Below are 24,175 nucleotides of genomic sequence, written 5' to 3'. Positions count from 1 at the left end.
CCGGAACCGCCCGCCCCGACGCAGCTCAGCTCGGCTCAGCTCGGCTCAGCTCGCGCCCTCCAGAAACGCCTTCAGACTTTCTTCCTGATCTTTTTCCAGCGAGGTTTGCAGCACCTTGCCTTTGCCCTTGAACTCCGCAAGACCCTCGAGGACCTTGTCCGCCGTGACCTTGCGCACGAGGATGAAGACCGCGGAGCAGCCGGGTTGGAAGTTCTGCGCCAATCCCTTCATGAAATCGTCGTTGATGCCGATATCCGAAAATTTGCCGGACAGCGCACCGGCACCGGCCCCGACCGCCGCGCCGAGGAGCGGGTTGAGGAAGACCAAACCGATCAACATTCCCCAGAAGCCGCCGCCGACCGCGCCGACCGCGGAGAGATTCACGGCCTGATGGAGCTTGACCTTACCGGAATCGTCTTTGGTCACGACGACCACGTCTTCCATGTCGATGAGATACGCCTTCTGCATCTTGGCAAGCTCGGCGCGCAACTCGAACGCCAGATGTTCCTCGGGGAACGAAACGACAATCAGATCACTCATGGATGTTTCCTCCGATCAGGGTTCAAAGGTCGACCCGAGTGTTTCCCGTTCATGCGGAAAACCCTCGCGCGGCCAAGCTGAGACAACTCTCGGATGTCTCGGAATCAACGCGGTGCGGGCGGGTTGCGGTCCCGCACAGCCAGACTACAGATTGCCCTTTTTATGCTCGTCGACGAGATAGCCTCCGAGCGCTCCGACACCGGCACCGATCAACGCGCCCGCTCCGGCCTGGGCACTGAACGCCCCGATCGCAGCGCCGGTTGCAAGACCGAGTGCTGTGCCGGTTCCGACACGGGCCCCCGTGGTATTTCCGCAGCCTGAGAGCGCAACGGCAGCCACAAAAGCCAAAGGGATAGCGATCGTTTTCAAGTTGGTCTCTCCTAATCTTCAGTGTCAACGCCACGCGAACGGGCAGTTTCCTTCATGATCGAGCGATCGGTGACCTATCGTCGAGCGGGTCGAACGGGGCCGCCCGGCCATCCGGTCAACGCCCCGTCAACGCAGTCGATCGACGGGATCGGCCGCTCGCGTTCGGAACGTCGCCGGAGCATCACGGCCCTGGTCGGCTTGTTCACCGACGGCCTTCAGCGTATCTTCCGGCAGTCGGACGCGCACAGGGTTGTGGTCGTTTCCGACCCTTTCGAGCCGGAATCCGGCTTCGCGATCATAGCTCAGATTCTCCGGTAGGAGGGTGACGATGCCGGCCGGCACTGTGACGGAAACGACGACTTGGCCAACCGGGAAACCGACCAAGATCTTTTTTTCGGACTCGGCGCCGTCGGGTCAGCGCTTTTGATCTGCCTCTCCGAGCGCGACGACGTCCCCGTGCGCTTCGTCGTCGATGCGGTGAACCCGGACGCCGCGCGCGGCACCTCGGAAACCTAATGTTGCGTTGCGGCACCGACCATCGCGCCTGTTGAGGAACCGTCCCATGCTTGCGAGGACCGCCCGAATCCTGAAATTGGTTGCACAGCTCATTGCCGTGAGTGCATTGACCTTCCTCGCCGTGCGTACCTTCGACGCGTACCAAAGCGCACCGCTCGCCCCGTGGCACACCTTCGTCCCGAACGAGATGGCGGCCGAGGAGCTCGACGAGGCCGATTGGGACGCGTATCTGGCGCGGGAGCAGAGGCTGTTCGATGAGGTACGCGCGGAGGTCACCGAGAAGCTCGCACCGCAGGAGCGCATCCCCTCCAACCGCTACTTCGAAGGAAGCCCGCTCTATCCGGGGCGCTTCGTCCGGGACTGGAACCGTTCCTATGTCCTCGAGCCCGAGGGCGAGCCCCGGGGCGCGGTCGTCCTGCTGCACGGCCTGACGGACTCGCCCTACAGCCTGCGTCACATCGGCCGACACTATTCCGAATCGGGCTATGTCGTGATCGGGATCCGCCTGCCCGGACACGGGACCGTCCCGGCCGGACTGACGAACGTACAGTGGAAGGATTGGTCGGCCGCGACGCGCTTGGCCGTGCGTGAGGCGGTGCGCCGGATCGGGCCCTCGGCCCCCCTGCAGTTGGTGGGCTTCTCCAACGGCGGGGCGCTCGCCCTGAAGTACGCGTTGGACGCCGTCGAGGATCCTTCCTTACGGCAAGCGGATCGGGTCATCCTGATCACGCCGATGATCGGGATCACCGAGATGGCTCGATTTGCGGGATTCGCCGGCTTGCCCGCGATCTTTCCGGCGTTCGCAAGTGCGGCTTGGCTCGGCGTCATCCCCGAGTTCAATCCCTTCAAATACAACTCCTTTCCGGTCAACGGGGCACGTCAATCGTCGCTCCTGACGCGTGCCTTGCAACCACGCATCGCCCGCCATGCGCGCGACGGGCGTCTCGACGCCCTCCCGCCGATCATCACCTTCCAATCCGTGGTCGATTTCACCGTCAGCACGCGCGCCATCGTCACGAGCCTCTACGCGCAGCTCCCGCAGAACGGCAGCGAGCTGGTGCTCTTCGATATCAACCGCAACACCAAATTCGGGCCACTGATCCGACCCGGAACAGAGACGGCACTCGAGCGGCTGCTGCCGCCGACGCCGCGCGCTTTCAAGACGACCGTGATCGCCAACGCCGGCCCGGACAGCAGCGAGGTCGTCGAGCGTGTGATCGACGCGGGCGAAATCCAAGAGCGGACCAGTGCCTTGGGATTGACCTATCCGCGCGAGGTCTTTTCGCTCTCGCACGTCGCGCTGCCGTTTCCGATCGACGATTCGCTCTACGGGCTGGAGCCGAACGAGGACGAGGATTTCGGTGCCCATCTCGGGGCATTGGCCATCCGCGGCGAGCGCGGGGTCCTGGTGATGAGTTTGGACTCGCTGGTACGCCTGTCGTGGAATCCCTTCTTCCCTTACCTGCTCGAGCGGATCGAGGAGGGGATCGTCGATGCGCCACTCGGCGGCGACGGACCGAGAGTCAGGGCGGACGCCGCAATCAGCGCCGAGGCGATGTGATCAAGAGCAGTAGATCCGCCGAGGCGCCGAGCTGCGACGAATGTCCGCGACGGCTGGCCATTGTGTTCAGGGATTGACCGCCATACTTGACAACTTGTCTAGGTCATGAACAACCCGATGAGGTGTCGAAGATGCGAATGTTCGTCCTGCTCCCCATGCTCGGGGCTCTTCTGCCGCCCGCTGCGGCTTCCGCCGCCTGCGCCCCGGCGCTCGATTTCGAGATGCGTCGTCTCGCCGGCGACGAGACCCTGCGCCTTTGCGATGCCTATCAGGGCAAGGTGATCCTTGCGGTGAACACCGCCAGCAAATGCGGCTTCACCGGCCAATACGAGGGCCTCGAGGCCCTCTACCGCGAATACGGCGATCGCGGATTGGTGGTGCTCGGCTTCCCGTCCAACGATTTTGCGAATCAGGAGCCCGGCACCGAGAAGGAAATTCAGGAGTTCTGCCGCCTGACCTATTCGGTGGAATTTCCGATGTTTGAAAAGGTGCAGGTTCGCAAGGGTACCGCGGCCCCCTTCTTCGAGCATCTGGCCGGGGAGACCGGCGTCTACCCCGAGTGGAACTTCTATAAGTACTTGATCGACCGAGACGGCAAGGTTGTCGAGGTCTTTCCGAGCCGAACCGGCCCGGAGAGCAAACCGATGATCCAGGCCATCGAACGCTTGCTCTGAGCACCGTCGGCCGTCCGGCATTTTCTGCATTCAAGGTCGACCCATAGGGTGGACACGCGCAGCGCAGCGCAGTCCACCCTTCCGCTCCGATCGGCTCGCGACGCCGAACCTCAGTTGCCGCTGCCGGACCCGAGCCGGTCGCGCGCCATGGCCGCCGCATCCTCGATCCCCTGCTGTGCGCGATCGATGATTGCCTTACCATGGGCAATCATCGCCTGTTTGACCGCCTCGGCGAGTGCGGGTCTGGAGAGCGACTCGCCGTCGATTGTCATCGTCTCCGGGGAGGTCGAATAGACAGACAGGGGATCGCTCAGCGTCAACGCCGTGTCCTCGACCGCATTGTAACGATAGTGACAGGTCGCTTGCCGAGGCCGGCTCACGCCGTCGGACTCAAACCCCACCTGAACTGTAAGTCCCGAATGGCCGCGGGGCTTCGTCTCCACGCCGGTCCAGCGTATCGAGCCCGGCGAGCCGACCTGTGTTGTCACCAACGCCTTGCAGAAGCTCACGCGCACATCCTCGCGCGAGCCCGAACAGCTCGCGACCAGAACAGATGCAGTCGCGAAAGCGACGATGATTCCCGCCGAAGCTGTCGTGCGTTTGGTCATAGCCATACCTTCTGGGAAGTGATCCGGGGCTGCCGCATTGTCCCGACGGGGTCTTGCGAGCCTATCGGACGGACATTATGCTGCGCCGCACATCGCCGGGGTACCTCGAGACGCAAACCCTGGCCTCGCAGCCCGTTTTGATGGAGCAACGCCGATGGACTTCTCGACCCGGCATCGCCTGACGCTCGCCGACGGCCCCGTCGTCTATCGTCAGGTCACCACCGGCAAACCGCCTCTCCTGCTGATCCACGGGTGGGGCGGATCCTCGCGACACTGGCAGCACACCGCGGAACACCTCTCGGACATCCGCGATCTCTATGCCCTGGATCTTCCGGGTCACGGGGATACCCCCGCTCGACCCGGCGCGACCGGACCCGAAACACTGGCAGACTTGGTCATCGACTTCGCCGACCGCCTGGGTCTGGATCGCTTCGACCTCAACGGCCATTCTTGGGGTGCTGGCGTCGCGATCCTGGTCGCGGCGCGCCGTCCCGAGCGGGTCGATCGGCTCATGCTGACCAGCTTGGGTATCGCCCGAAACGCGCTCGAGCGTCTCGCCTTGACGCAGACCTACCATCAGATGAACCTCGCCCTGTCGCTTTGGCGGCCCTGGCTGGCCATGTCCCGGCCCTGGATCGCGCTCTCGCGCCCGGCAATCGACTGGTTCGGCGCTCAACCGTTGGTGTATCGCGCGATCGCTGCCCACGTCCTGCGCCAGCTCCCCGCGGACGAGGAAACGGTGCGTGTCGGTGTCAGGGAGTTTTTGAGCACGGATCCGCTCAGCGCGCTGGAGTGTGCGATCGGGGCGGGCAGTCCGGCCTTCTTGACCGCCTTGGAGACCATGGCGACGCCGACCCTGTTGGTCCATGCGGATGCGGATCCCGTGATGCCGCCATCCGGTGCCCACGCCCTTGCGGCACGGATCCGAAACGTCCGGGAGGTTTGCCTCGACGACTGCGGCCATCTTCCGATGATCGAGCAACCCGAAGCGTATCACCGAGCGATACGCGAGTTCCTCACCACGACGGCGCTCGATCCGCGATCGAGCACGCACCCCGACGCCCGATAACCCGCTCGGCTCAAACAACGGACAGACCCGTCGCGACCCGCCCTAAAGATGATGGTACAGGTGGGCCATCTGACGGTCGATCTGCCGCTGCTTGATCATCTGCGCGCGCTTGATTGTCTCGACAAGCTCAACGCAGGCCGAACCTTGCCTCGCGAGATAGTCGATCGATAGGACTAAACCGCGTCCAGAGCGAAATGCGTCATTTTTACTTTGTGTTTGGCTTTGGGGACATCCTCGATCTCGGTGAAACGCGGTTTAAATTCTAATCTTTTTAATATTTTAAACCGCGCCAGCTCCGACAGTCATCGGAGCTGGCGCGGCCAAGCCAATCCAACAAACTACGCATATCGCACCGGGCGCGGTTTAGATTCTGGCTGACGATGATCTCGTTGCCGAGGGTCATGGCTCGGGGACATCGGCAGCTCCGCCGTAGATCCGGACACAGTTACGTCCTGCGGTTTTCGCGGCATACAGCGCCTGATCGGCATGATCGACGAGGTCGTCGAGGTTCTCGACGCCACCCCCGAGCGTCGCCACGCCAATGCTCGCCGTGATCGGGATCGGCCCCTCCGTGGTGTCGATGTCGTGCTCGCACAGTGCCAGACGCAGTCGCTCGGCGAGACGTTCGGCCTCTCGCGCACTGGTCTCGGGGCATAGCGCCACCAGCTCCTCGCCCCCGTAGCGGGCCAGGATGTCCGACACGCGAACCGCGCGAAGCCGCTCGGCAATGGCCTTGAGGACCTGATCGCCGACGCCGTGTCCGTAGGTGTCGTTGACCTGCTTGAAGTGATCGATGTCGAGCATGATCACCGCGATCGGGTTGGAATAGCGTTTGGCACGGGCAAACTCCACCGCTGCGAGTTCGGAAAAGCGGCGGCGGTTGAGCAGCTCGGTCAGGGGATCCGTATCGGCCAAGATCCGCACCTGTTGGAACAAGCGGGCATTGATGTCGCGCTCACGGCGCAGGTTCCGCTCGGCTTCTTGCAGCTTCACGAAGGTGCGCGCATTGGAGATCGCCAAACCGCAAAGGTTGGAGATCGCCAGGCCGAGATTCAGATATTGATCCCGATAGGCCGGGAACGGGATCTCGCGCACCAGCATCAACCCCAGAACGGCATCCTTATAGTCGATCCGAAGGAAAAAACCGTTCCCGGACGGCATGATCAGATAGCCTTCGTGCAGCGCATCGAGCGCCTGCTGGAGATCCAGACGATCCCGCGGTTGCTCCTCCGCGGCGAAGATCTCCTTGACCCGCCCCTCCTCCACCTGGGCGTAGACCAGGTTGGTGCACCCGAAGAGCATCGCGAAGAGCTCCTGAATCGCCGCGATCGTGGCCTCCTCATCGGTGATATGCGACAAGCGAACCAATAGGTCGAAGGCCATGGCGTAATCGGCGACCTTGCGGTTGGCCTGTGCCAGGACCTCTTTGGTGTTCGCCTCTGCGGCGAGACTGCGCCACTTGGCAATGGCACCGGAAAGAAAGAGCCTCAGATAGTCCAATCCGACATAGCGGCTGCGGCACGGCAGACCCAGATACCGAGCCAGCGCCTCGAGCTCCCCGACGGCGTGCGGGTCGTTGCCCGTATCCAGGAGCAGAAGCTCGCGCGTACATTCGCGGAAAAACTCTCCCGCCGTCTCCCGATCGAAGCCCATCTCGCGCAGATGCTCGCGCCACTGCTTGAGCCAGCCGGCCGTGACGAGATAGGCACCGGCCCGCATCTCGGGCTCCAGGATATCGCCTCCCGCCAAGAGGTGAATGCAGTGGTCGAGCTTCACGAAATGCACGCGGGGATCCAGCGGCGCCGCACGCGTCGCGGCATCGCACCCGAGGAGCACCAAAACGCCGTCGCAACCCTCGGGCGGCGGCGTCTCGCGTACCTCGGCGAGGTTGCACCGTCCGGGACGCAGGGTGCAGACGGCGGGATATGCCTGGACGCGCACCCCCTCCTCGCCGAGGCCCGCGAGAGCGGTCTCGACATCCTGTCGAAAATGGCTGCAGACCCTCAGACAAAGCGTTTCCCCCACGGTCAGCTCCGCGGAACCTTCGGTGGCGGGGCGCTTGCGCGCTCGCCGGAGACAGCCAGCGGATAGGCTCCCCAGCGATGAACCGCCTCGGAGACGGCCAACAGCGTATCTTCAGGGACTTGGTAGGGGATCTCGCCGTGGTTGTCGGAGAGGATGAATCCGCCGCCGTGACCGGCCGCGGCGATCGCCGCCTTGACCTGCGCCTCGGCCTGCTCCGGCGTCCAACGTCGCATCTCCACACCGTTGAGGTTTCCGAGCAACGCCATCTTACCGGCCGCACGCTGCTTGAGTGCGGCGAGATCGTCGAGCACGCTGACGCCGATGACCGCCGCACCGGTGTCGGGGAGATCATCCAGGATCGGCGTGCAGCGACCGGATGCGAAATGCATCGCCACCGGCCCCTTGATCCCGGCCAGCGTGCGCTTCGCGACCTGAAGCCCGGTCCTGCGAAAGTGCTCGGGCGAGACGATGGTCGAGGACGAGACCGGGTCGAAATAACAGATGGCCGTGGCACCCGCGGCCAACTGGGCGTTCGCCCAGTCGATACAAAAAGCCTCGTTCAGACGCATCAGGTGCTCGAAGAGGTCGGGCTGCTCGAACATGAGAATAAGATAGGCTTCGAAGCCCATCTGCATCACCGGCACCGAGAAGGGCGACATGACCACGCCGATGATGGGGGTCTCGCCGTCGCCTGCCGCCTTCAGGCCACGGGTGGCCTCCAGCACCTTGACCAGACAGGCACAATCAGCGACCCGCGGCGGTTCCAACGTGCGGATCTGCTCCGGTGTCCGAATGACGGGGCGGCCGGCATTGGGCGGGCCGTCGTCGGTATAGAGCACATCCCCGCCCCACGCCTCGGTCTCGACCGAGGCGTAGAAGAAGGAGTAGAGGCAATCGTTGCGATACTTGCGTTGGAGCCGCAGCTGACCTTCGATCACATACTCCGGTCGCGAGAAGTAGGTCTCGATGGAGAGTCCGAGCTCTTGGGCACCGTGCATGGTGAGCAGGAGAAACAGCGGAACCCGGTCCGGCTCCCGATGGCCGAGCGCGGTCAGTACGCGTTCGAGCGAGGTCATGGGGCGAGTGCTCATGCGCGATGCTCCTTGGGCAGGTCGTCAAGGAACTTGCGGACCAGGGTGACGCCCTCGGCCGCGGTACCGGCCATGGCGTCGGCGCCGACCTCCCGCCAAAGTTCGGTATCGAAACGAAAGGGCGCGCCGCCAACCAGGATGAACGGACGACAACCGGCCCGATCCATCGCCTCTCGGACTCTTTTGATGTGCAGCGCCGAGGGAAGCATCAAGACCGAGATCAGCAGCACGACGATGCCGTCGCGAACAACCCGACTGACCAGGGTATCGGCGTCGAGTGTACCGTAGTCCTTCAACTCGTAGCCGCTGGCGCGCAGGACCGAATACACCATGCGTTTTCCGAGCAGGTGATAGTCGTCGAGCACAGCGATCGCCATCGGCGGCTGATCCACCCGACGCGGATCGCACGGAGGCAGGATGGCGTCGACCATCTCCTCGCACATCCGACCGCTCATATAGACCTGCGACAGAGAGACCTCGCCGCGCTCCCAGAGATCCCCGATACGCTCGAGGGACGGCACGACCAAACGCTCGACGACATCGAGCCGGGCAGCGGCCTCGCCCGGGCCGCCGAGCGCCCGCTTCGCCGCGACGCGGTCCATCGCCAGCAGAGCGTTGAGGAAGGTCTCGACCGGATCCGCATCTGTCATTGCTGCTTTCGCGACCTTTGGTGGAGCACATCGGATAAGGAATCGCCCAGCACTCCGAGCATGAACGACCGGTTCGCCCGGCACGGTATGAAGCGGCCGGGATGCTTCCGACATATTACCGGAAATCGCTCCTTTCCCCCTTCCATAGGATGACCTGACCAGAGCCATTGCGAGCCGGATATGAAGGGCGTCGGACGGGACGAAAGTGGTTGTCGCTGCGGCCAAGAAAGGATTCTTAAACCGCGTCAGCTCCGACAGTCGTCGGAGCTGACGCGGCCAAGCCATTCCAACACATGGCGCATACCGCACCGGGCGCGGTTTAGCCGCATCACACGAATCGTCGGCCCTGCCTCCCGGAAAACCCACGCGCACTCGGGATACCACGAAAATCATTGCGCCTCGTCAGGGAAAAAGCGACGCATCTGAACTAGTCTGCCAGAGCGTAATCGGGCGGGCGGCAGCGGTAGCGGTAGCGCATGTCCTGACCACGACCGGGCATAGAACCGGCCCCAGCTCACCTTCCGGAGCCACACCATGCGAGCCTCGATCGGCGCCGTCGCCGGCCTTCTTTTGATCGCACTCTTCAGCGCAAGCTCAAGTGCCCGGGATAACTGGCCGACACCGCCGGCGACAGCCGTTCCGGCTCCCCAGATCTCCGGCCCACTGCAAGGGGGCACCGCCGATCACACCAAGTTCGACCAGCTCCGAGGGCCGTTCAGCTCCGGACCCGAGGTCACGGTCGCTTGTCTCGGCTGCCACACCGAGGCCGGCGATCACTTCATGCGCAACATCCACTGGACCTGGTCCTACACCAACGAGGAGACCGGCCAGCAGCTCGGCAAACGGTATCTGATCAACAACTTCTGCACCAACTCCCGCGGCAATGAAGGGATGTGCGCCCAGTGCCACGCCGGCTACGGCTGGAAGGACGAGAGCTTCGACTTCACCGACGAGACCAACATCGACTGTCTGGTCTGCCACGAAACCACCGGCACCTATTACAAGACCCCGAACAGCGACGGACATGCGGCCTGCTCGGTCATGTTCGAGGGCAAGCCCCCGATCGACCTGGCCGCGGTCGCACGCAGCGTGGGACTTCCGCAACGCGCCAACTGCGGGGCCTGCCACTTCAACGGCGGCGGCGGCGACAACGTCAAGCACGGCGACCTGTCCACGGCCCTGAAGAACCCGCCGAGAACACTCGACGTCCACATGGGTGTCGACGGTCTCAACTTCGCCTGCACCGCCTGCCACGTCACCAACCGCCATATTTGGGCCGGCAGCCGCTACCAAGTCATCTCCAAAGACACCGAGGGCATGGGCAAGCCGGGACAACGCAGCGACGTGGCCACCTGCGAGTCCTGTCACGGACTCTCGCCGCATCCGGTGAATTCGCTCGCGGCCTTCAAGCTCAACGATCACGTGCAGAGCATTGCCTGCCAGACCTGCCACATCCCCGAGATCGCGCGCGGCGGTGTCGCAACCGTCGTCAGTTGGGATTGGCGCACCGCCGGCAAGACGCGGGACGGCGAGGGCTATCACGAGGAAGGCTACATCCAGGGCAACGGCGACCACCGTTACACCTACAAGTCGATCAAGGGCGATTTCACCTTCGACGAAAACTTTCCCCCCAGCTATGGCTGGTTCGATGGCCAGATGCTCTACACCACCATCGACACCACATTCGATCCGCAGGCCGAGTCCATCGAAATCAACGGTTTCACCGGCTCGCGCGAGGATCCGAAATCTCGGATCTGGCCCTTCAAACGCATGCAAACCTGGCAGCCCTACGACAAAGGCAACGGCACCCTGGTCTACACCCATCTGTGGGGCGAGGACGACGCCGCCTACTGGGGCAACTACGAGATGGGCAAGTCGATCGCCAAGGGCATGGCCGACTTCGGACTGCCCTATTCAGGCGAGTTCGGCTTCATCCAGACCATCTCCTGGTGGCCCATCACCCATATGGTCGCGCCCAAGGAGCAGGCACTGAGTTGCGGCGACTGCCATATCCCGACCCGCAGTCGGTTGACCTCGGTCGAGGGTGTCTACATTCCGGGCCGGGACCGTAACCGCTGGGTGGACATCATCGGGACGCTTCTGGTCGCCGGCACCTTGGGCGGCATTCTCATCCACGGCCTGGTTCGCTTCTTCTCGCCGTCCCATGGCTCCAAAGGAGAGCACCACTGATGGCCACACGCCGCGTCAAGATCTTCAGCCTGTTCGAGCGCTTCTGGCACTGGTCCCAGATGCTGCTCATCGTCACACTCTTGATCACCGGCTTCGGGGTGCATGGTTTCCATAGTCTCTTCAGCTTCGAAGACGCGGTCACCCTGCATACCTCGGCCGCCTTCGCGCTCCTCCTGCTGTGGATCTTCAGTGTCTTCTGGCTCTTTACGACGCGCACCTGGCGCCACTTCATCCCGTCCGCAGCCGGGATGTGGGGCGTGCTGCGCTTCTACAGCTACGGCATCTTCAAGGGCGAGCGCCACCCCTACCGCAAGGCCTATTGGCGCAAGCACAACCCCTTGCAGGCGCTGGCCTACCTCATGCTTAAGATCGTGCTGTTTCCGGCGATCTGGATCACCGGACTCGCCTATCTCTCCTATTTCGCCTGGCGCAACCTGCCCGATGCCACGCAGTGGCTCAGCGACGTCGCGATGGTACACACGGCAGCGGCCTTTCTGATCCTGGCGTTCGTGCTCATCCATGTCTACATGCTCACGATCGGGCACTCCTTCCGCGAACACCTGATGCCGATGATCAACGGCTTCGACGAGGTGGATCTATCCCCCGAGGAAGAAGCCTATCTGAGCAAGGATCAGCCGGGAGACATCCGCTGAGCCGAAATCCGGTGGTGGCCGGCGCGTCGGTGCGAATAAATTCGCGCCGACGTGCTGGATCCGAACGGATCCGTCGGCAGCCGAGTCCGGACCGGAGGCCCTCGTTTGCTCCCACGCCCGAGGTCCACACCCCGCCGTAAGCACCCACGACATCGCAGGCGCGCGCGAGGCTTCCGGGGCCGACCCCGCCCCGATGCGGATGCCAAATACGTCGGACGGCGGTTAGAATGCATCCGGTCAAGCGCCTCCCATCCCGACCTGCGGAAGTCCCACATGAAGTTAGTCTCCACGCTGTTGTTGCTGATCTGTGTTTTTGCGCTTTCGCCTGCGATGGCGCAAACCCGGCAACCCGTCCCGGATCCGCCCCAGGTCGCGGCCAAGGGCTACCTGCTGCTCGATTTCAACAGCGGGCAGATCCTCGCCGAGATGAATGCGGACGAGCGCTTGGAGCCGGCGAGTCTGACCAAGATCATGACCGGTTACGTGGTGTTCCGAGAGATTGCGGCCGGCAAGGTTGCCCTGACCGACAATGCCTACGTCAGCGAGCGAGCCTGGCGCACCGGCGGGTCGAAGATGTTCATCGAGGTCGGCAAGCAGGTCACGATCCAAGATCTGCTCATGGGCATGATCGTACAGTCGGGCAACGATGCCAGCGTCGCACTCGCCGAGCATGTCGGGGGGAGCGTCGATGCCTTCGCGGGGCTCATGAACGCCCACGCACAGCGGCTCGGGATGACCGGAAGCCACTTCACCAATCCGCATGGTTTACCCGATCCGGAGCTCTATATCACCGCGCGCGACATCGCCACGGTCGCCATGGCGATCATTCGGGAGTTCCCCGAGTTCTACGCCTGGTACAGCACGCGTGAGTTCACCTTCGGCGGGATTACACAGCAAAACCGCAACCCCATGCTGCGTCGCGACGAGACCGCGGACGGGATCAAGACAGGTTATACCCAGGCCGCCGGGTACTGTCTGGTGTCCTCGTCCAAGCGCGACGACATGCGGCTCGTCTCGGTGGTGATGGGCTCGCCCACGCCCAATGCGCGGGCCGAGGCCAGTCTTGCCCTGATGAACTACGGTTTTCGCTTCTACGAGAGCCATCGCCTGTATCCCGCCGACGAGCCGGTCGAAACCTTGCGCGTCTGGATGGGCGACAAGCAGATGTTGCCTGTCGGCCCCGAGGCGGATGTCTTCGCGACCTTCCAGCGCGGGCGTTACGCCGAACTCAGCGCGCGCCTGGAAAAATCGGTCGATAGCCTGACCGCCCCCATCGAACGCGGTGCACAGGTCGGCGAGATCGTGGTTATGCTCGGCGAGGAAGAAATCAATCGCGTGCCTTTGGTTGCGCTCGAAGAGGTCGGCAAGGGCGGTCTTTGGCAGATGGCCAAAGACAGTGTTCTCAGATTGTTCTGATCGAGTCAGGCCGATATCCAGGTGCGAGATGGCCGAATCTAAGCCCCCGTCGAAACCGATCTCGTCCCGGGCGCCGGCGCCGGACATGCCCGAACCCGACGCGTCCGAGCCCGTTTTCGTCTTTCCCTGCCGCTTTCCGATCAAGGCGATGGGGCGTGCCGACGGGCATTTCGAGGCATTGGTGATCGAGATCGTCAGCCGGCATGCACCGCGACCCGAGCCGGCGGACGTGAGCGCCCGCTCGAGCAGCGGCGGCAAGTGGATCTCGGTGACCCTGACCATCCAGGCCGAGAGCCGCGCGCAGCTCGATGCCATCTACTGCGATCTCACCGCACACGAGTCGGTCGTTTGGGTGATTTAAACCGCGCCCGATGCGGTATGCGTCGTGTGTTGGATTGACTTGGCCGCGCCAGCTCCGACAACTGTCGGAGCTGGCGCGGTTTAAAGTATTCAGAGAATTAGATTTCGAACCGCGCCTCCACAAGGTCGGAAAAATCCTTGAGCCCGACACAACATGAAAATGGCGCACTTCACTCTGGAGGCAGCCTAAGCGCGGCCAACGATGGCTCGCGTCCGCTCCTGGTGCGTCGTCTACCGGGCCTTCGGGACTATCTTCCGACCTTGGAGGGGATGCGCGAATTCACCGACCTGCGCGGCCCGGACACCCCGGACGAGCTCTGGCTGCTCGAGCACCCCCCCGTGTTCACACTCGGCCAGGCCGGCCGCGAGGAGCATCTGCTGGACCCTGGCCCAATCCCGGTGATCAAGGTGGACCGCGGGGGGCAGGTGACCTATCACGGTCCCGGACAGTTGGTCGTCTATATTCTGCTCGATCTGCGTCGGGCCGGGCTCGGCGTCAAGCGCTTGGTCGGTCTCCTGGAGCAGGCCGTGATCGACCTGCTCGCAACCCTGGAGGTGGCGGCCGAGCGCCGTGCGGACGCTCCCGGTGTCTATGTCGCGGGCGCCAAGGTCGCCTCGCTGGGTCTACGCATCCGCAACGGCTGCAGCTATCACGGACTCGCCCTGAACGTGAGCCTCGATCTCGACCCCTTCGGTCGGATCAACCCCTGCGGCTATCCCGGCCTTGCCGTCACCCGGGTGTCGGATCTGGTCCCGGACGTGTCGATGCCCGAGATCGAGGCCGGCTTGGTCCGGTTGCTCGCCGCCTCGCTCGGAATGACGGCGACGCCGCGCGCGGTTTAAACCGCGTCCAGAGCGAAATGCGTAGTCTTCACGCTGTGTTCAGCGTCGGGGGCTTCCTCGATCTTGGCGAAACGCGGTTTAAAATTTAATCTTTTTATTACTTTAAACCGCGCCGGCTCCAGCGGTCGTCAAATCTGCCGGGGCTGGCCCCATCCAAAAACATCGCATACCGCACAGGGCGCGGTTTAATGCAGCGTTCGGGGCGGTTCCCGCTCGCCGTCCTTCACGGGCAAGAGGTCGACGAACCGCCCATTGGCCTCGGTGAAGTGCTGGAACTCCGGTCGGCCGAAGGTGCGCTGCGTCTTCGAGGCGCCCTTCGGCTCGATCGGGATCTGTGTCACCCAGAGTCCGTGACGGGTCTCGAGCGCGAAGGAGGCGACGTCGACCCGGTAGGGCGAGGCGCCGATCGAGCCGTATTCCTCGATGATCTCCTTGAACTGACCGACCTTGCTCGGCGGCAGGGACCAGGCTTCCATGATCATGAAGATGAAATCGGCCTCGTGCAGCTCGGCGAGCCGGCGAATCATGGCGGCCGCGGCGTCTTTTTCCTCCTCCGTGGCCGTGCTCAGCAGGACCGGAAAGGTCTCTCCGGTCGTGAGGTTGCCGACGAACGCGAAGGGGCTCAGGCTCTCGCCGCGTTCGAGGATCTCCCTGGCCGTTTCGATCAGCGGCGTAATGATGCCGAGGTAGGTTGCGGGAAGTGCGCTCATCACGTCATGCCTCGCATCAATGCACGCCGGCAACCGGACGCATCTCCTTGTCGCAGACGCCGCCGACGCTGGCCGTTCGGGTCGTGGCGGGGCTGCGGCAGGACTCGCCCCGGTCCTGGATGCTGCAGGTGATCTCCACCGGTTTGCCGGCTGAGAGCCAGCTCGGGGTCGTACGGTAGCGGCCGACGTTGCCCGAGCGGCAGCCGCTCGGGATCCCGTAGGGCGGGCAGGATCGGGGCGTGCGCAGCGAGACCTTGCGGCCGTCGACGATGAAGCCCGGATAATTGTTCTCGGTGCGGACGATATCGCGCTCCGGGGTCTCGTCGAAGCGGAACTCCTCGAACCGATAGCCATCTCCGCTCGCGGGTCCGACCTTGATCCGCGTGTTGGCGATCAGCGCGAAATCGCCCCCGTTGCGGGCGACCGCGCCTGTCATGTACTCGACGCGGTCGTGCGTGGGGAAGCACTTGCCCATCGCGGGTGCGTGATAGTAGTGGCGCATCGAGGTCAGATCGGCCAGACGATTGTTCGGAAAGATCGCCTGCAGATCGCGCTCGCTGCCGAAGAGGATCCGCTCGGCATCCCCGACCGACTGGGTATACATGGCTTGGAGCTTGGCATAGCGGTCATTGTCTGCGAGATCGGGCCGCAGGTAGCAGGCGGTGAGGCCTGAGATCTGAGTCAGGTATTCGTCCCAGATGTTGTATTGGGACACGGAGGAGGAGACCCCCTGGAAGTCGCCCGGGAACTTGCATCCCTGCCGGGTCAGACACTGACCGACCGCGCGGTTGCGGATCGAGAGCACGATGATGTTGCGCTCGCAGGCCCCATAGGCGTTGCAGCCGCGCTCGAGATGGCCCTCGTAGATGGCCGTTCGCATGACGTAGTCGAGATGCTTCGCACGCGCGAGCGTGGCATCGGAGCCGAGCCGCCCGTTGCTGCGGATGAAGTCGCCCCAGGCACGGTCGAGTGCGGCACGGCGCCCGGTCAGGTTGCGATTCGCACCCTCGCATTGGCTCGATGCGTGGAAGCTGCGCACGATGCGGTCCAGCTCGCTCGCGCCGCCCGGGCTGCCGGCACGGCCGCTGGAGGGCGGATCGAAGAAGGGTGCCTTCTCGAGTGCATAGAGCTCGCGCACGTTGATGACGTTCTTCACGCTCGATGGGCAGTGATGGTTTTGAACCTTCATCGACTTGCGCGCCGCGACGGCACTCCTGAAACGCTCGGTATCGCTGCGGCTCGCTTTCCTCGGGTCGACGACGACCTCGAATCCCACGAACGGCGTCCCCGAGCCGTCGGTCAAGGGTTTGCCGTTTCGGATCATCAGGCAGGGGATCACGGAGGTGCCTTGGGTGAGGGTTCCGGCGGGGGATGTCGCGCCCGAGCGCGCGAAGCTGTCGGCGTTGTAGTAGGGCACCTCCATCGGGCCGTTGAACTTGTAGAGGGTCATGACCGGTGTCGCCGGGATGGCCGCCTGAACGGGGATGGACGCGGCTAGCGCAAGGGCGCCGAGCAGATAACGCATTCTTTGGCTCCTGAGATGGATGGGTTGGTGTGCGGGTGTTCGCACTTAAGCCGCGCCCGGCGCGGCATGCGACGTTTTCGGATGGGATCGGCCCCGGCGGACTTGACGACCGCTGGAGACGGCGCGGTTTAAACTATTAAAAAATATATCATTCTAAACCGCGTCTCCGCTAAGGGTCGTGGATGCACAAAACGTCGAGCTCACTCGAAAAGGCGTATCTCGCTCGGGACGCGGTTTAGATCACAGCCTCCCGGCGCGCTTGATCGCGAGATAGCGCTCGACCAAGGCGCCCGGCAGCTGCGCCGGCAAAAGGTCGAGGATTTCGACGCCCAGATGGCGCAAACGCTCCCGATGGTGTCGCCGCGTGGCGAGCCAGCCATGCACCGCATGCAAACGCAGTGCGCCCGGCAGGTCCGTGATCTCGCTCTCCAGGCTCCGATCGAGAGCCGACTCGCGCAGGTCCGCGACCATCAACAGATGACGCCGTCCAAGCAAGCGCGCCGCCAGCTCCAGCCCGGACTGATCCTCGTCTCGGCTGTTGGTGATCATCACCACCAAGGCCCGTCGCGGCATCCGATGCAGCAGCTCGCGCGCCGCCTGCAGAGGATCCGAAACCTCGAGGCTCGGCTGGATGTCGTACACCTGTTCAAGCAGCCGGCGCATGGTCTGCGCCTCTTTGCGCGGAGCGCACCAGCGTCGCGACCCGCCATAGGTCATGAGTCCCACGGCATCGCCATACGCGATGGCAACAAAGGCGACCGTCAGCAGTGCACTCAATGCCTCGTCCAGATGAGAGCGATCGGCATCGCGATGGCGCATCCGGCGCCCCGTATCGAGCAGGAAGACGAGATGTCGGTCGCGCTCGTCTTCGTACTCTCGGGCGATAAGCTTACGCATCCGCGCCGTCGCCTTCCAGTCGATCCGTCGTAAGCCGTCGCCGCGATGATAGTCGCGCAGTTGAAGAAACTCCGCCCCTTCACCCCGTCTCGACCGGCGTCGCTCCCCGGTGCAGGTGCGCCGATCCTGCATCGCGGGCAGGGCGTCGCGGCCGATTCGGGCAAGATTCGGGAAGACCTGCAGGGTCGTCGACAGGGTCAGGGTGCGTCGACCGACCCAGAGACCGAGCGGCGAGCGCAAGGCGATCTCGCAACCCGGGACGGCGAAGCTCCCGCGCTGCGACGGGGTCAGGCGATAATCGATCTGCGCGGTTGTGCCGGCCTCGAGAGTGATCTCGCGCGGCAGACCCTGTACCGCGAACATGCTCGGGTGCAGATCATGGAGACGGAACCGAAGGTGTCGGAGCGAGGGATTGGCGAGCGTGAGGCGAACCCGGCCCGGCGCACCGAGCAACAGGACGCCGTGCATACGGCCGCGCAGTTCGGGCGAGGGCAGCCGGACGAGGGCCAGCAGGTCGGCCGCGGCACAGGCCCCGAGCAGGATACCGACGCCTTGCCAGAGAAGACCGGCCTGCGGGAGCCAGGCGGCGGCCAGGCCCAACGAGGTCCAGCCGACAAGGGCCACGACCAGCGGGGTGCGTGGTCTCATGCCAAGCCAGGTCTCGAATGATCGGGGGCCGCTTCGCGCGTGTGCAGGCTCCTCGGCCCTCATGGAGATCGGCACGGACGCGGTTTCGGTTTACGTCCGTGGGGCAGGCACGCCGGCAAGAAGATCACGCAGGATATCCTCCGGGCCGAGACCCTCCATCTCCAGATCGGCGCCGAGTGCTAGCCGGTGGCGCAGTACGGCGGGGGTCATCGCCTTGACGTCGTCGGGCGTGACGTAATCTCGGTCGCCCGCGAGCGCATGTCCGCGCGCGGCACGCACCAGCGCAATCCCGGCACGAGGGCCGGGTCCGGTCTCCACACCGGGCCAATCACGCGCCGAGCGGACCAAGCGCACGGCATAGGCGAGGACACCGTCGTCGATCCGCAGCCGCGCGGTGACCTGCTGCAGATCCAGCAGATCGGTGGCGCTCAGCACCTCGCGCACGCCCGAAACGTCGAGCCGGTCGCCGACCCGGTCGTGCGTGATCTGGCGGACCATCGCCAGCTCTTCGTCCGCATCCGGGTGATCGACGATCACCTTGAGCAGGAAGCGATCGAGCTGCGCCTTGGGCAGCGGATAGGTCCCCTCGTGCTCGATCGGGTTCTGGGTTGCGAACACCAAGAAGGGTGGGGTGAGCGCGAGCGGGGTGCCCTCGATCGTCACCTGCTGCTCCTGCATGGCCTCGAGCAGCGCGGCTTGGGTCTTCGCGGGTGCCCGGTTGATCTCGTCGCCGAGCAGCAGGTTGCAGAAGATCGGGCCGCGCCGAATCCGAAACGCCTCGCTCTTCATATCGAAGACGGCATGTCCGGTCACATCGCTCGGCATCAGGTCGGGAGTGAACTGGATCCGCGAGAAGCGCCCGCCGACGGCGGCCGCGAGCGCGCGCACCAAGAGCGTCTTTCCGACACCGGGCACGCCTTCGAGCAGCACGTGGCCGGCCGCGGCCAAGGCGACCACGGATTCGCGCACGACCTGAGGCTGACCCACGAGGGCGCAGCCGATGGCGGCTTCGAGCGCTGCCAGTGTATCGGCGCAGCGTTGGACGTCTGCCGACAGGCTCATGCCCCTTCGCTCCACGCGGACTCTTCTGTACCGCTCCCGAGCCCCAGCCCCAGCCCCAGCCAGCGTAGATCCAACGCATAGGGCGTGAGGGCCTCGGGCGGCGGCGCGCGCAATGTCTCCTGCGCGGGCGGGGATGCGGGTTCGACGACGCAGCGTTCGGCCCGTCGCGCGGCGGCTTCGGCCAGGTCGGCGGGGAGACCGTCGTAGCCGCCGCCGCTCGGTCGCCAGTCGTGCAGGGTGGCGTGAAGGGCATCGGCGTGCGCGGGGTGCCAAAGCGTCAGCGACAGCGGGCCTTGGGCGGGCAGCGCCGGGTGCAGCCCCTGCCAGAGCACGAAGCTGCGATAGCGCAGACCGAAGACCTTCGCCGGCCCCCGCGGATCCTGCTCCAGTCGCCAGGGGAGTTGAACGTCGCCGACGGCGATCCGCCAATCGGCGAAGTCCTCGGCGGCTGCCCGGTCCAGGGCGCACAGGCGGATCTCCACGCGCGTCGTGCTCGCGTCCACCAAGCGGGAGGTCTCCTGATCCTGTCGACCCACGTCGCCGATCAAGGGCCAAAACTCCACCGCGCGACGGATCGTCAGCTCGCAGTCGCGATGCCGCACCCGGGCAATCAGACGCAGGCTGTTGCGTCTCAGCAGCTCGGCCAAGGGCGCCCCGAGGCCGAGGCCCGCCGCGCTTAAATCGCCGAGCACCTCCTCGAGGTCGCGTTCGAGGTAATAGGGCAGGGCGTAGCGGTCGTGCAGGTCATCGCCGTGATCGCACAGCGGGGCATCGAACTCTCGGACAGCGAGCATCGCAATGATGGCGCGCAACAGGGCGGCGAGCGCCGCAGCACGCTCGGGCGTGTGCTGCATGCGCAGGGCACGCAGCTCGACCAGACCCAGCTTTCCGCGTCCTGGGATATAGGGGTTCCAGAGCTTCTCGATGTTGAGCTCGGCGCGATGGCTGTTCCCGACGGCATCGGTCAACAGTTGCGACAGTCCCGACCACAGCGTCTCGGCATCGGGAGGCGGTCCGCGCTCCAGCAAGGCGAGTGCGAGGCCCAGCTCGCGGAAGGCGTCGCGCCCGCGCTCGTCGGCGCGCACCGCTTGTCCTGAGCCGCCGATATGGTCGTGGGCGAAGAGATAGGACAGGGCCGGATGTCGGTTCAGATAACGCACGAGGCGCGGCAGGACGCGCGGCGCGACGAAGAAGGGACTCTCCTGCGGGCTGGGTCCGCCGAAGGTGATCTGTCCGCCGCCGCCGGAATCCGCAACCGAGCCGTTGTAATAGAGGCGGTAGGGGGCGAGTCCCAGCTCGGTGCTTGCAGCATAGAGTGTGCGCGTGGCAGCGAGCAACCCGGTCACGTCGGCATAAGGCGCCATATTGATCTCGATCACCGCCGGATCCGGCGTGATCGTGGTCCAGGAGACGGTCGCATCCACGGGTGGCGGGTGCCCGGTCAGCAGAAGTGCCGGTAGGCCGGCGTCGGTGGCCGCCGCGCCGATCGCGTCGAGACAACGGGAAAACTGCTCGACCGACTCACAATCGGGCAGCGCGATCCGGGCCACCGCAGCACCTTGCCAGGTGATGCGGTCTAGGACGAAACAGGGGAGCCCATCCGCCGCGTTCGCGTCGTCGAGAGCGTCGTCGGCACGACCGGGGTCCGCGAGCCCTTCCCCGATGAGGCTGCTGCGCGGGTCGTCCTCGAGAGCCGCGCTGCCGGCGGCGGGAAACAGGGCGACCACATGGAGACAACCCGCGTCTCCGGCGAAGGATCGCACACCGCAGCCGATCTCGCGCAGGCGTGTGCAGAGTTCGCTGCGCAACCCATCAAGATCGCAGTCGCTCTCGGGGGGGCTGCCGAGTGCGGGATCGGGCGGTCCGTGCCAAACGGGCGTGCCATCGCGCCGCGCATAGAGTCCGAGGCTCCAGCGCGGCTGATCCTCGCCGGGGTATTGTCGGCCTTCGGTACGCAATACCAGGCCGCCCATGCGGGCTTGCATGGCGCACAAGAGCTGCTCGGCGCGGGTCGCCTTATCCTCGCCCAACGCGCTACTCAGCCACTCAGGGGCCTCGGAGAAGCGGTCGGTGAAGGTCGGCTCGGTACCGACCCAAATCGCCAGCCCCATTGCAGAGATCGCCGCCGCGACGGCCTCGTCATGTGCAAGGACGGCCTCATCGAAGTCCGTCGCGTCCCGGTCCTGCTTGCTCATCGCCGGTCCTCGCCGTCCGCGGCTGCGCCGACAGGGCCGTTCTGCGGCACGGGGGCGTGGTCGCGGTCGATGAGCGATGCGGCGAGTGCCGTAGCGACCGGCCGTGCGTGAATCCCCTGTGCGGTCTCTGTGATCTCGCGTTGCATGCCCGACAACCTCGTCAGCCCGGGGTATCGGAATGATCCCCGGTCGATCTCGCGCGGGATCATGCCACGGGTGGAGGCGACGGCGACAGTCCCGCGGGGTCGGGCGGGGCACGCGTGTTGGTTCCCCGTGCGGCCCATGCCGATCCGGAACCTCCAGCGGCGGCCTCCGAGGCTTGCCCGTGTCTCTCATCGCGACTAGCATCGACCGCAGAACCTGCGCTGGACGCCTGAATCTTCGCCTTCGTTTTTCCGCGCACCGGCTTTGGTCATCCTTTCGTCCAGGCATCCCGGGTTCCCCGCCCGGATGCCAAACTCCGGCCGCACGCCCGGGTACGCCGACTTTAGTCGGCTCCCGGGGAGACGGACCTCAGTCCGCCGTACGGGCGCGCTCGGGCGACTTCAGTCGCCCGAGCGCGGGAGCCGACTGAAGTCGGCGTACCCGGGCGGCGATCTGGACACTGCCGATGCGGCCAAAACGATGATCGAGGCCCGCGCACCCGCGTTCCCCCGGTGCGTGGCACACGGGCGAGGCAGTCATCGCCGGTCATCCCTTTCTCCGTCGACGAGGGACCATCATGCATCCGAACAGCGCGAGCGCGACCCGTTTTCATGTGGAATTGATCAAGCCGTCGCACTACGACGACGCCGGCTATGTGATCCAGTGGGTCAAGGCATGGATCCCGTCCAACTCGCTCGCGAGCCTCTACGGGCTGACCCGCGCGGCCGACCAATCCCGCGTTTTGGGCGAGGGCGTGCACATCGAGGTCAACGCCTACGACGAGACCAACATGCCGGTCCCGGTGAAGCGAATCATCCGTCGCATCCAAGGCAACGGCGGTCGGGGTCTGGTGTGCCTCGTGGGGGTTCAGTCCAACCAGTTCCCCCGCGCGATGGATCTGGCCCGACGCTTTCGCGCGGCAGGGCTGCAGGTCGTCATGGGCGGCTTTCACGTCAGCGGCTCCTTGGCGATGCTCCCGGGCGTGCCCCCGGAGCTGCAAGGGGCCATGGATCTGGGCGTCACCCTGTTCGCCGGCGAAGCCGAGGAGCATTTTGCCGACCTGCTCCGTGCCGCCTACGCGCGGCGTCTGGAGCCGCTCTACAACCACATGGCGGAGCTCCCGGACCTGCAGGGCAAGACCATGCCCTATCTCCCGCCGGAGGTGGCGCGGCGCTATGCCCCCATGCCCGGGACATTCGATGCCGGGCGCGGCTGCCCCTTCCTCTGTAGCTTCTGCACCATCATCAACGTGCAGGGCCGAAAATCGCGCTTCCGCGACCCGGACGACATCGAGCAGCTGCTGCGCGCCAACCTGGCTCACGGCATTCGGCATTACTTCATCACCGACGACAACTTCGCACGCAATCGCAATTGGGAGCCGATCTTCGACCGCATCGCCGCGCTGCGCCGCGAGCTCGGGGTGAAGCTCAACTTCACCATCCAGGTCGATACCATGTGTCACACCCTGCCGGGGTTCGTGACCAAGGCACGTGCCGCGGGCGTGTCGCGGGTCTTCATCGGGCTGGAGAGCGTCAACGCGGACAATCTCAAATCCGCGCACAAGAAACAAAACAAGATCGCCAACTACCGCAACATGCTGCTGGCCTGGCAGCAGCAACGCGTGACGACCTATTGCGGCTACATCCTGGGCTTTCCGGACGACACGCCGGAACGCATCCTGGACGATATCGAGACGATCAAGCGGGAGCTGCCGCTCGACATCCTGGAGTTCTTCTGTCTGACCCCGCTGCCCGGCTCCGCCGACCACCAGGCGCTGCATGCGAAGGGCGCTCCGCTCGACCCGGATCTCAACCGCTACGACCTCGAGCATGTCTGCACGACCCATCCGCGGATGAGCGCGCCGGAGTGGCAGGACGTCTATCGCCGCGCGTGGGACAGCTACTACTCGATGGCGCACCTGGAGACCCTGATGCGGCGCGCCGCGGCCTTCAACCGCAATCCGAAGCGCATCATGGAGATCGCACTGGAGTTCTACGGCTGCTTCAGGTTCGAGCGCGTGCATCCGCTGCAGGGCGGGTTTCTGCGTCGCAAGATCCGCACGGAGCGGCGCTCGGAGCTGCCGATCGAGCCTGTATGGGTCTTTTACCCGCGCCGTGTCGGGGAGGTCGCGACCACCTACGGGGGTTTGTTCGCCTACGCCTGGCGGGTATGGCGGCTCTATCGGCGGGTAAAGGAGGATACGCGGCGGCCGGGGTACCGCTATGTCGACGAGGCGATGGAGCCGGTCCATGAGAAGGTCGATGAAGGCTCGGAGGCACGTCCGGCGATGAGGTCGGCTGCCGCGTAAACGCGGCAGCCCGTGCGGGGAGCGCAGGCCGCGCGATGCGCGGCCTTGGGGCATGGAATTAAACCGCGCCCGGTGCGGAACGCGATGTTTTTGGATGGGATCGGCCCCGGCAGTTTTTGAC

At 64.8% G+C, this 24,175-nt stretch carries 22 protein-coding genes; 9 read left to right on the top strand and 13 right to left on the bottom strand.

Going from position 1 to position 24,175, the window contains the following annotated elements:
• Positions 1 to 45 precede the first annotated feature (45 nt).
• From BDD21_RS07760 to BDD21_RS28240, 3 genes are all read right to left on the bottom strand, one after another.
• Positions 46 to 540 (bottom strand): DUF1269 domain-containing protein, encoded by a 495-nt coding sequence (locus BDD21_RS07760; protein ID WP_120796667.1) that lies wholly within the window; start codon positions 538 to 540, stop codon positions 46 to 48.
• Positions 541 to 684: 144 nt separating this feature from the next.
• Positions 685 to 909 (bottom strand): glycine zipper domain-containing protein, encoded by a 225-nt coding sequence (locus tag BDD21_RS07755; protein WP_120796666.1) that lies wholly within the window; start codon positions 907 to 909, stop codon positions 685 to 687.
• Between the two features lie 126 nt (positions 910 to 1,035).
• A complete protein-coding gene (locus BDD21_RS28240; protein WP_211335003.1) occupies positions 1,036 to 1,293 on the bottom strand; it encodes a hypothetical protein in 258 nt (85 codons plus the stop codon).
• A gap of 178 nt (positions 1,294 to 1,471) precedes the next feature.
• Here BDD21_RS28240 and BDD21_RS07745 point away from each other — a divergent pair, with 178 nt between their 5' ends.
• Both BDD21_RS07745 and BDD21_RS07740 read left to right on the top strand, forming a co-directional pair.
• Entirely contained in the window at positions 1,472 to 2,986 is a 1,515-nt protein-coding gene (locus BDD21_RS07745; RefSeq protein ID WP_120796664.1) for an alpha/beta hydrolase, read from the top strand.
• A gap of 131 nt (positions 2,987 to 3,117) precedes the next feature.
• Positions 3,118 to 3,660, top strand: coding sequence for a glutathione peroxidase (locus BDD21_RS07740; RefSeq protein ID WP_120796663.1), 543 nt, complete (start codon positions 3,118 to 3,120; stop codon positions 3,658 to 3,660).
• A 110-nt stretch (positions 3,661 to 3,770) separates the two neighbouring features.
• Here the strand turns inward: BDD21_RS07740 and BDD21_RS07735 are convergent, their stop codons facing one another.
• On the bottom strand, positions 3,771 to 4,169 hold the full coding sequence (locus BDD21_RS07735) for a hypothetical protein (protein ID WP_245969471.1): 399 nt from the start codon (positions 4,167 to 4,169) through the stop codon (positions 3,771 to 3,773).
• 253 nt (positions 4,170 to 4,422) lie between these two features.
• Here BDD21_RS07735 and BDD21_RS07730 point away from each other — a divergent pair, with 253 nt between their 5' ends.
• On the top strand, positions 4,423 to 5,337 hold the full coding sequence (locus BDD21_RS07730) for an alpha/beta fold hydrolase (RefSeq protein ID WP_120796661.1): 915 nt from the start codon (positions 4,423 to 4,425) through the stop codon (positions 5,335 to 5,337).
• A 399-nt stretch (positions 5,338 to 5,736) separates the two neighbouring features.
• On the opposite strand, the gene BDD21_RS07725 is transcribed toward BDD21_RS07730, so the two are convergent.
• The 3 genes from BDD21_RS07725 to BDD21_RS07715 are packed head-to-tail and all read right to left on the bottom strand — an operon-like array spanning position 5,737 to position 9,103.
• The gene (locus BDD21_RS07725; RefSeq protein WP_120796660.1) at positions 5,737 to 7,362 is read right to left on the bottom strand and encodes a diguanylate cyclase; all 1,626 of its coding nucleotides are present in this window, start codon (positions 7,360 to 7,362) and stop codon (positions 5,737 to 5,739) included.
• Positions 7,363 to 7,364: 2 nt separating this feature from the next.
• Entirely contained in the window at positions 7,365 to 8,453 is a 1,089-nt protein-coding gene (locus tag BDD21_RS07720) for a uroporphyrinogen decarboxylase family protein (RefSeq protein ID WP_120796659.1), read from the bottom strand.
• The gene (locus BDD21_RS07715) at positions 8,450 to 9,103 is read right to left on the bottom strand and encodes a cobalamin B12-binding domain-containing protein (RefSeq protein WP_120796658.1); all 654 of its coding nucleotides are present in this window, start codon (positions 9,101 to 9,103) and stop codon (positions 8,450 to 8,452) included. Before BDD21_RS07715 ends, BDD21_RS07720 begins: the two co-directional genes overlap by 4 nt.
• 534 nt (positions 9,104 to 9,637) lie before the next feature.
• Between BDD21_RS07715 and BDD21_RS07710 the strand changes: the two genes are divergently transcribed.
• The 5 genes from BDD21_RS07710 (at position 9,638) to lipB (ending at position 14,565) form a co-directional block, all read left to right on the top strand.
• Positions 9,638 to 11,293 carry a tetrathionate reductase family octaheme c-type cytochrome gene (locus BDD21_RS07710; protein WP_120796657.1) on the top strand — a complete coding sequence of 552 codons (1,656 nt, stop codon included), beginning with the start codon at positions 9,638 to 9,640 and terminating at the stop codon, positions 11,291 to 11,293.
• Positions 11,293 to 11,946 carry a cytochrome b/b6 domain-containing protein gene (locus tag BDD21_RS07705; RefSeq protein WP_120796656.1) on the top strand — a complete coding sequence of 218 codons (654 nt, stop codon included), beginning with the start codon at positions 11,293 to 11,295 and terminating at the stop codon, positions 11,944 to 11,946. Before BDD21_RS07710 ends, BDD21_RS07705 begins: the two co-directional genes overlap by 1 nt.
• Positions 11,947 to 12,219: 273 nt before the next feature.
• Complete coding sequence (locus BDD21_RS07700) at positions 12,220 to 13,362, top strand: D-alanyl-D-alanine carboxypeptidase family protein (protein ID WP_120796655.1); 1,143 nt, start codon at positions 12,220 to 12,222, stop codon at positions 13,360 to 13,362.
• 85 nt (positions 13,363 to 13,447) lie between these two features.
• Positions 13,448 to 13,723 (top strand): YbeD family protein, encoded by a 276-nt coding sequence (locus BDD21_RS07695; protein WP_120796654.1) that lies wholly within the window; start codon positions 13,448 to 13,450, stop codon positions 13,721 to 13,723.
• Between the two features lie 218 nt (positions 13,724 to 13,941).
• Complete coding sequence (gene lipB, locus BDD21_RS07690; RefSeq protein WP_211335191.1) at positions 13,942 to 14,565, top strand: lipoyl(octanoyl) transferase LipB; 624 nt, start codon at positions 13,942 to 13,944, stop codon at positions 14,563 to 14,565.
• Positions 14,566 to 14,750: 185 nt separating this feature from the next.
• On the opposite strand, the gene BDD21_RS07685 is transcribed toward lipB, so the two are convergent.
• The 6 genes from BDD21_RS07685 to BDD21_RS27750 form a co-directional block, all read right to left on the bottom strand.
• The gene (locus BDD21_RS07685; protein WP_120796652.1) at positions 14,751 to 15,275 is read right to left on the bottom strand and encodes a hypothetical protein; all 525 of its coding nucleotides are present in this window, start codon (positions 15,273 to 15,275) and stop codon (positions 14,751 to 14,753) included.
• Positions 15,276 to 15,291: 16 nt separating this feature from the next.
• The gene (locus BDD21_RS07680) at positions 15,292 to 16,800 is read right to left on the bottom strand and encodes a hypothetical protein (protein WP_120796651.1); all 1,509 of its coding nucleotides are present in this window, start codon (positions 16,798 to 16,800) and stop codon (positions 15,292 to 15,294) included.
• A 240-nt stretch (positions 16,801 to 17,040) separates the two neighbouring features.
• Complete coding sequence (locus BDD21_RS07675; protein ID WP_245969470.1) at positions 17,041 to 18,345, bottom strand: DUF58 domain-containing protein; 1,305 nt, start codon at positions 18,343 to 18,345, stop codon at positions 17,041 to 17,043.
• 90 nt (positions 18,346 to 18,435) lie between these two features.
• Entirely contained in the window at positions 18,436 to 19,407 is a 972-nt protein-coding gene (locus BDD21_RS07670) for an AAA family ATPase (protein WP_120796650.1), read from the bottom strand.
• Positions 19,404 to 21,602, bottom strand: a complete 2,199-nt coding sequence (locus tag BDD21_RS07665; RefSeq protein WP_170164702.1) for a transglutaminase family protein — start codon at positions 21,600 to 21,602, stop codon at positions 19,404 to 19,406. The genes BDD21_RS07670 and BDD21_RS07665 overlap by 4 nt, the downstream gene beginning before the upstream one ends.
• Positions 21,599 to 21,748 carry a hypothetical protein gene (locus tag BDD21_RS27750; protein WP_170164701.1) on the bottom strand — a complete coding sequence of 50 codons (150 nt, stop codon included), beginning with the start codon at positions 21,746 to 21,748 and terminating at the stop codon, positions 21,599 to 21,601. Before BDD21_RS27750 ends, BDD21_RS07665 begins: the two co-directional genes overlap by 4 nt.
• 575 nt (positions 21,749 to 22,323) lie before the next feature.
• Between BDD21_RS27750 and BDD21_RS07660 the strand changes: the two genes are divergently transcribed.
• A complete protein-coding gene (locus BDD21_RS07660; RefSeq protein ID WP_120796648.1) occupies positions 22,324 to 24,054 on the top strand; it encodes a B12-binding domain-containing radical SAM protein in 1,731 nt (576 codons plus the stop codon).
• Positions 24,055 to 24,175: the final 121 nt, after the last annotated feature.

Origin of the sequence: Thiocapsa rosea (assembly GCF_003634315.1) — a bacterium.
In the GTDB taxonomy this organism is placed as follows: Bacteria; Pseudomonadota; Gammaproteobacteria; order Chromatiales; family Chromatiaceae; genus Thiocapsa; species Thiocapsa rosea.
This window is presented reverse-complemented; position numbering and strand designations above follow the sequence as displayed.

Coding starts and splice junctions, on each gene's coding strand:
- BDD21_RS07675 (WP_245969470.1), bottom strand. CDS start 18,345: ATGAGACCACGCACCCCGCTGGTCGTGGCCCTTGTCGGCTGGACCTCG.
- BDD21_RS27750 (WP_170164701.1), bottom strand. CDS start 21,748: ATGCAACGCGAGATCACAGAGACCGCACAGGGGATTCACGCACGGCCG.
- BDD21_RS07680 (WP_120796651.1), bottom strand. CDS start 16,800: ATGCGTTATCTGCTCGGCGCCCTTGCGCTAGCCGCGTCCATCCCCGTT.
- BDD21_RS07695 (WP_120796654.1), top strand. CDS start 13,448: ATGCCCGAACCCGACGCGTCCGAGCCCGTTTTCGTCTTTCCCTGCCGC.
- BDD21_RS07660 (WP_120796648.1), top strand. CDS start 22,324: ATGCATCCGAACAGCGCGAGCGCGACCCGTTTTCATGTGGAATTGATC.
- BDD21_RS07670 (WP_120796650.1), bottom strand. CDS start 19,407: ATGAGCCTGTCGGCAGACGTCCAACGCTGCGCCGATACACTGGCAGCG.
- BDD21_RS07710 (WP_120796657.1), top strand. CDS start 9,638: ATGCGAGCCTCGATCGGCGCCGTCGCCGGCCTTCTTTTGATCGCACTC.
- BDD21_RS07700 (WP_120796655.1), top strand. CDS start 12,220: ATGAAGTTAGTCTCCACGCTGTTGTTGCTGATCTGTGTTTTTGCGCTT.
- BDD21_RS07715 (WP_120796658.1), bottom strand. CDS start 9,103: ATGACAGATGCGGATCCGGTCGAGACCTTCCTCAACGCTCTGCTGGCG.
- BDD21_RS07730 (WP_120796661.1), top strand. CDS start 4,423: ATGGACTTCTCGACCCGGCATCGCCTGACGCTCGCCGACGGCCCCGTC.
- BDD21_RS07760 (WP_120796667.1), bottom strand. CDS start 540: ATGAGTGATCTGATTGTCGTTTCGTTCCCCGAGGAACATCTGGCGTTC.
- BDD21_RS07665 (WP_170164702.1), bottom strand. CDS start 21,602: ATGAGCAAGCAGGACCGGGACGCGACGGACTTCGATGAGGCCGTCCTT.
- BDD21_RS07685 (WP_120796652.1), bottom strand. CDS start 15,275: ATGAGCGCACTTCCCGCAACCTACCTCGGCATCATTACGCCGCTGATC.
- BDD21_RS07720 (WP_120796659.1), bottom strand. CDS start 8,453: ATGAGCACTCGCCCCATGACCTCGCTCGAACGCGTACTGACCGCGCTC.
- BDD21_RS07740 (WP_120796663.1), top strand. CDS start 3,118: ATGCGAATGTTCGTCCTGCTCCCCATGCTCGGGGCTCTTCTGCCGCCC.
- BDD21_RS07705 (WP_120796656.1), top strand. CDS start 11,293: ATGGCCACACGCCGCGTCAAGATCTTCAGCCTGTTCGAGCGCTTCTGG.
- BDD21_RS07745 (WP_120796664.1), top strand. CDS start 1,472: ATGCTTGCGAGGACCGCCCGAATCCTGAAATTGGTTGCACAGCTCATT.